This window comes from Lapillicoccus sp., assembly GCF_046595215.1.
Lineage (GTDB): Bacteria > Actinomycetota > Actinomycetes > Actinomycetales > Dermatophilaceae > Lapillicoccus.
Window position 1 is genome coordinate 1 of sequence record NZ_JBKJPP010000053.1, and the last position, 6,826, is coordinate 6,826.

The 6,826-nt window shown below is 69.7% G+C and carries 10 protein-coding genes; 3 read left to right on the top strand and 7 right to left on the bottom strand.

The window, feature by feature from the left end:
• The 4 genes from ACLL9L_RS04855 to ACLL9L_RS04870 form a co-directional block, all read right to left on the bottom strand.
• Nucleotides 1-458, bottom strand: a 458-nt coding sequence (locus tag ACLL9L_RS04855; protein WP_411283518.1) for a hypothetical protein, incomplete at its 3' end; no start/stop codon positions are given.
• 555 nt (nucleotides 459-1,013) lie between these two features.
• Complete coding sequence (locus ACLL9L_RS04860) at nucleotides 1,014-1,244, bottom strand: hypothetical protein (RefSeq protein WP_411283519.1); 231 nt, start codon at nucleotides 1,242-1,244, stop codon at nucleotides 1,014-1,016.
• On the bottom strand, nucleotides 1,241-1,930 hold the full coding sequence (locus ACLL9L_RS04865; protein WP_411283520.1) for an RNA polymerase sigma factor: 690 nt from the start codon (nucleotides 1,928-1,930) through the stop codon (nucleotides 1,241-1,243). Before ACLL9L_RS04865 ends, ACLL9L_RS04860 begins: the two co-directional genes overlap by 4 nt.
• Before the next feature lie 96 nt (nucleotides 1,931-2,026).
• A complete protein-coding gene (locus ACLL9L_RS04870; protein ID WP_411283521.1) occupies nucleotides 2,027-3,118 on the bottom strand; it encodes a hypothetical protein in 1,092 nt (363 codons plus the stop codon).
• 523 nt (nucleotides 3,119-3,641) lie between these two features.
• On the opposite strand from ACLL9L_RS04870, the gene ACLL9L_RS04875 reads away from it, so the two are divergent.
• The 3 genes from ACLL9L_RS04875 (at nucleotide 3,642) to ACLL9L_RS04885 (ending at nucleotide 5,068) form a co-directional block, all read left to right on the top strand.
• Nucleotides 3,642-4,166, top strand: a complete 525-nt coding sequence (locus tag ACLL9L_RS04875; RefSeq protein WP_411283522.1) for a GNAT family N-acetyltransferase — start codon at nucleotides 3,642-3,644, stop codon at nucleotides 4,164-4,166.
• A gap of 26 nt (nucleotides 4,167-4,192) precedes the next feature.
• Entirely contained in the window at nucleotides 4,193-4,405 is a 213-nt protein-coding gene (locus ACLL9L_RS04880) for a hypothetical protein (protein WP_411283523.1), read from the top strand.
• 93 nt (nucleotides 4,406-4,498) lie between these two features.
• Nucleotides 4,499-5,068: a TSUP family transporter gene (locus ACLL9L_RS04885; protein WP_411283524.1), complete on the top strand. Its 570-nt coding sequence runs from the start codon at nucleotides 4,499-4,501 to the stop codon at nucleotides 5,066-5,068.
• Nucleotides 5,069-5,071: 3 nt separating this feature from the next.
• On the opposite strand, the gene ACLL9L_RS04890 is transcribed toward ACLL9L_RS04885, so the two are convergent.
• The 3 genes from ACLL9L_RS04890 to ACLL9L_RS04900 form a co-directional block, all read right to left on the bottom strand.
• Nucleotides 5,072-5,941 (bottom strand): biotin-dependent carboxyltransferase family protein, encoded by an 870-nt coding sequence (locus ACLL9L_RS04890; RefSeq protein WP_411283525.1) that lies wholly within the window; start codon nucleotides 5,939-5,941, stop codon nucleotides 5,072-5,074.
• Nucleotides 5,938-6,558 carry a 5-oxoprolinase subunit B family protein gene (locus ACLL9L_RS04895; protein ID WP_411283526.1) on the bottom strand — a complete coding sequence of 207 codons (621 nt, stop codon included), beginning with the start codon at nucleotides 6,556-6,558 and terminating at the stop codon, nucleotides 5,938-5,940. Before ACLL9L_RS04895 ends, ACLL9L_RS04890 begins: the two co-directional genes overlap by 4 nt.
• Nucleotides 6,558-6,826 (bottom strand): LamB/YcsF family protein (locus tag ACLL9L_RS04900; RefSeq protein WP_411283527.1); only part of this gene is annotated, 269 nt, incomplete at its 5' end. The genes ACLL9L_RS04900 and ACLL9L_RS04895, both read right to left, overlap by 1 nt.

Here is a 6,826-nt window from a genome sequence, read left to right on the forward strand (position 1 = left end):
GGCAACCTGCCTCCAGAACTCACGCTCCACCTGCCGTGGCACCCTCGGACGTCCTCGACCTGCCATGACAACACCCCCATCCGATCAGGGTGTTGCAAGGACCCCTTGAACCCAAGAGCGAGTGCTGGCGCAATATCTTTCACCCGGGAGCGGTGGTGGGGATTGTCGGGGAAGGCCAGAGCAGGACGCTCGTTCCCGTTTGAGGCCCAGCGGAGCGCACGCACGACGGCTACTCCGATGTGCGAAGCGACCTGATTGCCCGTGAAGTGTTCGCCGTAGCGCCGGGTCGTGACCTTGGAACTTCCTGCTCCCTTGGCCTCCACCAGAAGCCGCTCGTCCCCCTTGAACGCGACGATGTCGTCGCCCCGCTCGTGTGCATGCGCCGTCGACTCGATCACCCAGCCCTTGGAGCCTACGAAGGCAACGACGGCATCCACGACATCGTCTTCGAGCAGCACCATGCCAACGTAGCTGAACGTCGCTCGCTGTTCTGTGTCATCGACCCGTCGGAAGTGACTCGCTCAGACGTCCTGTCATCAGTGGGGTCCGGTGGCATGGCTGCGTCCGCAGGCGGCGGAAGGACGCACCCACCTGGTGCGCCACGAGGGATCGAGCAACTCCCGGCATGTGCGCGCGTTCGCCGGCGCCGGCTTGGACGTTCTCTCGGGGCCATGAGCGGACGACGGAAGAGTTGCACCGGACCCTCTGACGGCCACGACCCGCTCGCGGAAAAGACGCAGGGCAGAGACCTGCGCATCGAGTCATGGGCGGTCCGAAGCCGACGGCGACGGGCGGCACGTAACCGGCATGACCAGACACTTCGATCGGCGGCGCCAGCGGTCGGGCAGGCCATCCGAGTCCGTCAGCCGCGGCCAAGCGGCGCTCAAGTATGAGCGCGCATGAAGATTGTGTTCTGACTGAATGACCACCCTGTCGATCTCAGCGGGGCTTTACGTCATGAAGCGATTGCTGGTCGGCCCACCGGGGCCATCTGGTTGACGCCGGAGAGCTGCTCATGCATGATCTTGTCCGGTCACGGCGGCGAGCAGGCCTTGGTAGTCCTCGGTGCACGGACCGCAGGCGGCGAGGTGCGCCGCGATGCCGGGGTACCTCGACGCGGCCTCGCCAGAGGCGTCCGGCACGACGAGGTCCACGTAGACGTGCAGCAGCCTCAGGGCCTCGTCGCAGCCGACGTCGCGTGGGTCCGTCCGAAGGAACCAGTCCAGCTCTGACCAGCCGCTCATGACCGCTTTACCGCCTGGGTGGGGTCCTGGCCGCCGGGTGACCCGTCGCGGGTGACGTCCAGATATCCCTTGGCGACCAGAGCGGCCCGGATCTTCCGTCGGGCATCGAACATCGTCTGGTAGAGCGCGTTGCGGTTCGAGTCGAGTTTCACGGCGAGGGCGTCGAGGGGGATGCCGTCTACGACGATCGCGGTGAAGACGCGCCGCTGGCGCTCGGTCAGCTCCTGCTCGACGACTTGCCGGAGGGCGTTCAGGAGGTCGCGGTGCTGGGCGTTCTCGGCCGGACCCATCCCGAGGTGGTCCGGGAGACGGTCCCAGTCCGCGGTTTCCATGGTGGTGGCGGGCCGGCGCCAGAAGTGGCGACCCAGCTTGTTGGACACCTCGAGGATCACGAACGCGTAGGCCCACGTGGTGAACTGGCTCTCGCCACGGAAGGTGTGCAGCTTCGCCGTAATGGCCAGGAGCGCGTCGTCGGCGGCTTGGTCGGCGAGGTCGTCCAGCTCTGGTCCGGCCAGTCGGAGCCGGTTGTCCCGGCGACGAACCTCCGTGTGAGCGATCCGCACGAGGATGCCGTGCAGTTCGGCCAGCGCCGCCTCTTGCGGGCGGCCCTGGCTCCCGAGCGCGCTCACCCAGTCGAGCGCCGGCTCGGGCGGCCTGTGGAGCTCGGCTGGGTCGGTCGGCGGCATGTCTGGATGCTACGCAGGACGCACGCCCCCGAATGGGGACCGTGGCTAACGGTCCCCTTACGGGAGCGTGGCCCGTCGTGCTCGGCGTGCGCTCGCTCAGCCGTGCCGCTGAATGGAGATGGCCGGGCAGTTGATGAGGAAGCCGGAGCGACCGAACTTGCTGCCGTCGGGCGCCGTGATGAGGCCCTGGGCCGCGAGCGTACGCAGGTCGGGAAACGAGGTCTGCCGGACGTTGAGCCCGGCGGCGACCGCCTGCGGCGTCCACTGCGCGAGGTTGGCGTCCCAGAGCGGGCTGTAGCCCGACTTGGCGCTCTGGCTGGGGACCTCACCGAGGATATTGAGCGGGTCCAGGCCGTCCAGCAGAGCGCTGGACAGACCCTGCCGCTCGGGGTTGTTCACCCCGGTCTGGCCGTTGGTGACGATGCCGATCTCCTCACGGGCCGGCGGCACCGGGTCGGGCAGCGGGCTGAAGTCCGGGGGCGCGGCGTTCAAAGCCGGCGCCAGGGCGGCGTTCTCCAGGGCGGCCGCCAGGGGGATGGACGCCTCGAACGAGACGTAGTGGACGGCCTGATCCTCGTAGAAGCCGTCGGTCTCGCGGTAGACCACTCGACCCGTGAGCGCGTCGTTGCTGACGACCTTGTCCGCCTGACCGCTGGGGTTGGCCACCTGTGGTGCGTTGAGGACGGTGCCATCGGCCAGGCGGACGACCGGGCTGTATCCGGGTTCACCGACCGCGCCGGGGATCGCCGTGGTGGGGGGGAACCCGGTCGGGCCGGGGACGACGACCCGCTGGGGGGTGAAGTCGACGCTGGCCGGGAAGGTCAGCGAGGTGGCGGTGCCCGAGACCTGCTGAGCGGCGGCCGTGCCTGCGGTGTTCGCCAGCCGGGGCGCGAAGTTGACCCCCAGACGGCGGGCGGCCTCCTTGGTGGAGGCGTCGGTGATGACGTAGGTGACCGACCGGCCTTGGCTCGTCCCGGTGTAGCGGGGCAACGACACGGTATGCGCGTTGGGGTCCTCGATGAAGCTCGGCGCGAAGACCCTGAACGCGCTGTCGCCGGTGGCCGTGCCGGCTGCGTGGGCGGCGGTGCCGGCTGCGTGGGCGGTACCGGCCGACACCGCCGGAGCGAGAAGGGTAAGGCCGGCCGCGGCGATGAGGGCCGGACCCGCCAGTCGGGTGGAGGTGCGCATGAGGGGGCTCCTTTGTCGGGATGGGTGACGGTTGTTCCGTGACCCCTGCCCGTAGGCGTCCGTAACCCCACCCGTTCTTACCCGGAAGCGACGGATCGGAAGGCCCCGTAAGGGCGCCGTTATCGCCTCGCGTCTCGAGCCATCGTCGAGGTCACCTCAGCGGAATACAAGGGTGACTGGCTACGCTCGCACCGCGAAGGGCGACGCGGCGGGACCCAATGGCCGATCGACATGCTGCTCGCGCACCGCAGCCACCCCGCAACAGCGCCGGTCGCGTGCGATGGACTGGGGCACCTTCACCGCCAAACATCCTCGAAACCGGAACGCAGTCCTACCGGCTGCGCACCAGCATGACCACCCGGAGACGGGAGATTGGACCCACCTCCATCGAGTGGGCCTGATCGACGCGCCCGCGCCGACGACCCCCGGCGTGGCGCGCCTGAAGGTAGATATGAGGGGTCGTCCGGGTGGACGAGCTCGGAAATGCCTGGCACGAAGTGTGGGACCCGGGCAGGCTGGGCGTGTGAACACGCCCGAACTCATCAGTGCTCCTGCTGCTGTCAGGCCGGCCGCCGCCGGCGACGTCGTTCCGATTCAAGGTCTTGCCGTGGGCAACGGGATGTTTGCTCCCGATGACATGGCCGGCTTCGATGAGATGCTGCACGGCTATCTGGACGGCTCCCTCGACAAGCATCGCTGGGCTGTCGCCGAGGACGCAGCCGGTCGTGTGGCCGGTGCGGCGTACTACGCACCCGAGCCGTTCGCCGACAAGGTCTGGAACCTGTACTTCCTCGCCGTCGATCCGCACCGGCACCGATCGGGCATCGGCACCACCCTGGTCTCCCACGTCGAGCAGTCGTTACGCAGTGCGGGAGAGCAGGTCGCCCGGGTGCTGATCGTCGAGACCTCCAGCACCAACGATTACGAGGCGGCCCGGCGTTTCTACGACCGGGAAGGCTTCGACCGGGAGGCCCGTGTCCGTGAGTTCTACGGTAAAGGCGACGACAAGATCGTGTTCTGGAAGTCGCTCCTGGGAACGGTTTCCTGAACACCTTCTGCTTTATAGTCTCCGGCGTGGCCCGACCGTTGCCGACCTCTGCGGGCGTCGTGCCGCTCGCGGCAGCTCACGGCGCCGCCAGGTCGTTGCCGTTGACGTCCGCCGCGGGCGCGCTGATCGCCACCCTCGGCGGGTTGATCGGGCTGGGCGGGGCGGAGTTCCGTCTCTCGCTGCTGATCGGGATCTTCGGGTTCGTGGCGTTGCAGGCCGTCATCCTGAACAGGCGATGAGCCTGATCGTTGTCACCATCGTCCTCCCTGCCCGGCTGGCGTCGGTGCCCTACTCCCAGGTCGCGCCGCACTGGCTCGTCGCCGTAAACCTGCTTGCCGCAGCCTGATCGGGGCCTGGGTAGGGGCGGGCTGGGCCACCAAGATGCGCTCGGCAACTCAAAGATCCTCGCCGGACTGCTCGTGCTCATCGCCGCAGCGCTGGCTTGGACCCACTTCTGCCAGGTTGGCAGCCTGCACCTGAACCTGGTCCTGAGCGCTGTCCTCGGGCAGCTCGCGGGCGCCGCGATCGGCGTCGTCGCTGCGGTGATGGGCGTCGCTGGCGGCGAGCTACTGATCCCCACCATCGTGTTGCTGTTCGCCGTCGACATCAAATTCGCCGGGCCTCTGTCGTTGGCAGTCTCGCTGCTGACGACGCTGGTCGCGTTCGCCCGTTACAGCCAAGACGAGAGCTTCACCGTCCTGCGCCGCGACAAGAACTGCGTCATCGCCATGACCGTCGGGTCCATCACCGGAACGATCATCGGCGGACTCGACCGCCAGATGTTCATCCTGACAGGCGACGGTAGGCGGCCGTGGCGCGATGTGAGCCGGTCCCTAACGTGCCGCTCGGCGTCTGGACAGCAATCGGCACGAAGCCAAGGCGGGGAAGTCTGGGATGGGTGAGGGCTACGTGACCAGCGAGTCGCGACGCGGGCCGGTCCGCAGCAGGAGCCGCTGTCCCGGCCGCAGCTGGGCGCACCGGTCGACGTCGACGTCATCGACGTAGCCGATCACGGGGTATCCGCCCGTCACCGGGTGGTCGGCCAGGAAGAGGACGGGCTGGCCGGAGGCGGGCACCTGCAAGGCTCCGCGGACCAGGCCCTCGCTGGGCAGCTCGTCGGTGCGGTCCCGTGCGAGCGGATCGCCCTCGAGTCGCAACCCGACCCGGTTGCTGTCGGTGGTGACCGTCCAGGGTTGCCCGACCAGTGAGCCCCACGCCTCGTCGGGGAACCAGTCCCGGCGGGGCCCGGCCGTCACCCGCACCGTCACGTCGCCGGCCTCGGGGTCGGCCACGGCGGCGAGATCGACTCCGGGCATCGGCTGCTGGGAGGTGCCGACGGCGAGGGTGGTGCCAGGCGTCACGACATCCGGCCCGAGTCCGCTGAGGACGTCGGTCGCGCACGACCCGAGCACCGGCTCGACGGCGAACCCGCCGCGCACCGCGAGGTAGGTGCGCAGACCGCTGGCCGGCGGGCCGAGCTCCAGCACCTGCCCGGACCGCAGGGTGGTGGGGGCGTTGTGCTGTCGCGAGCCCGCGCACCGGGCCCCCGTGGTCACGACGACGATGTCGCGGTCGGACCGCAGCCGCAGGCCGCCGTAGGTCACCTCGAGCGCGGGGGCAGCGTCGGCGTTGCCGACCAGCCGGTTCGCCAGCCGGTACGACGCCAGGTCGCAGGCACCGGAGCGGCCGACCCCGAGCGCGGCCCGGCCGGGTCGTCCGGAGTCCTGCACCGTGGTGAGCAGGCCCGTCGCCAGCACTGTCACCGTTGTGGTCACGGTGCCGCCGCCTCGTCGACGAAGCGGACCCGCACCCCGGGGCGCAGGACCGCTGGTGTCTGCCGGGCGGGGTCGAACATGGTCAGGGGTGTTCGGCCGAGCAGCTGCCAGCCGCCGGGCGACTCGCGGGGGTAGACGCCGCTGAACTCGCCCGCCAGCGCCACGGCGCCGAGCGGCACCTTCGTGCGGGGGGTCGATCGGCGAGGGACCGCAGTCGTCCACGTCGGCGACGTGAGGTAGCCGAAGCCGGGGATGAACCCGCAGAAGGCCACGGTCCATTCGTCGGCCGTGTGGCGCCGGACGAGCTCGACCGTGTCGCAGCCGAGCAGCGCCGCCGCTTCCTCAAGGTCCTCGCCGTCGTAGGTCACGGGCACCTCGACGAGCTCACCGCGGGCCTGCTGGTCCTCCCGTGGTGTCGTCGAGCGGACCGCCCGCTCGACGGCGGCGAGGGACGCCACCGCCGGGTCGGTGACGAGCAGCAGGGTGCGCGCCGCCGGGACGATGTCGACCACGCCCGCCGGCGGGTCGCCGACGAGCGCTGCGTAGAGCGCGACCACCTCGTCGAGGTCGTCGACCTCGACGAGCATCGCGGTCGAGCCGCTCGGGAGGATTCGCATCAGTGCACGAAGGGGGCGACGGTGACCCCGGCCTGGTCGAGCGCGTCCCTGACGCGGCGGGCGATGTCGACGGCGCCGGCAGTGTCGCCGTGCACGCAGATCGAGCCTGCCTTGAGGGTGAGCGAGCCCCCGTCGACGTCGGTGATCGGCGCGCCGGTGGCGATCGCGACACAGCGACGGGCGATCTCGTCGGCATCGGTGAGCACTGCTCCTGGCAGCCGCCGCGAGACCAGGGTGCCGTCGGGGGTGTAGGCACGGTCGGCGAAGG

Excerpts from the sequence above, each read along its gene's own strand:
- ACLL9L_RS04860 (WP_411283519.1), bottom strand. The coding sequence starts at position 1,244 with ATGAGCGGCTGGTCAGAGCTGGACTGGTTCCTTCGGACGGACCCACGC.
- ACLL9L_RS04865 (WP_411283520.1), bottom strand. The coding sequence starts at position 1,930 with ATGCCGCCGACCGACCCAGCCGAGCTCCACAGGCCGCCCGAGCCGGCG.
- ACLL9L_RS04870 (WP_411283521.1), bottom strand. The coding sequence starts at position 3,118 with ATGCGCACCTCCACCCGACTGGCGGGTCCGGCCCTCATCGCCGCGGCC.
- ACLL9L_RS04895 (WP_411283526.1), bottom strand. The coding sequence starts at position 6,558 with ATGCGAATCCTCCCGAGCGGCTCGACCGCGATGCTCGTCGAGGTCGAC.